General features: G+C 68.1%; 1 pseudogene. It reads right to left on the bottom strand.

Features of this window, described 5'->3' with window-relative positions:
* Positions 1–253, bottom strand: a pseudogene (locus ENZ75_RS33995) (helix-turn-helix domain-containing protein); the annotation flags it as partial.
* Positions 254–445: the final 192 nt, after the last annotated feature.

Here is a 445-nt window from a genome sequence, read left to right on the forward strand (position 1 = left end):
GATCCCGCGAGACCAGCGCGATCTCGGCCTCGGCAACGACGCATCTGGCACGCGCTACCGCCTCTTTCGGGCCGAAGCCGCGCGCGGCACGCCGCAGCAGCGCCTTGGCGCGATCGAGATCACCGAGCTGCGCCATGGCAATGCCGCGCAGCGCCAGCGCCGGCGGGTCTTCGCGCAAGGCGACGCGATCCAGCGCGCCGAGCGGGTCGCCTCCGGCCAGTGCCAGCGCAGCCGCGGTGATCAGCGAATCCATTCAAATCCCGTCACACTTGTAACTCCCACCCTTGTGCGTCGCCGCCCTAACTTAAATCCGTACCGTCAACCGGCAAGCCGCATCGGCAACTATCGGCAACGCGCGGCACGCCAAGGGAGAACCGACAATGCCAACCGACACTCCTCTCCACCCGGCCGAAGGCACCGTGAGGATGCGCCACCCCTGCTGCGA

The organism is Mesorhizobium sp. M7A.F.Ca.CA.002.04.1.1, from assembly GCF_004022805.1.
Taxonomy (GTDB): domain Bacteria; phylum Pseudomonadota; class Alphaproteobacteria; order Rhizobiales; family Rhizobiaceae; genus Mesorhizobium; species Mesorhizobium ciceri.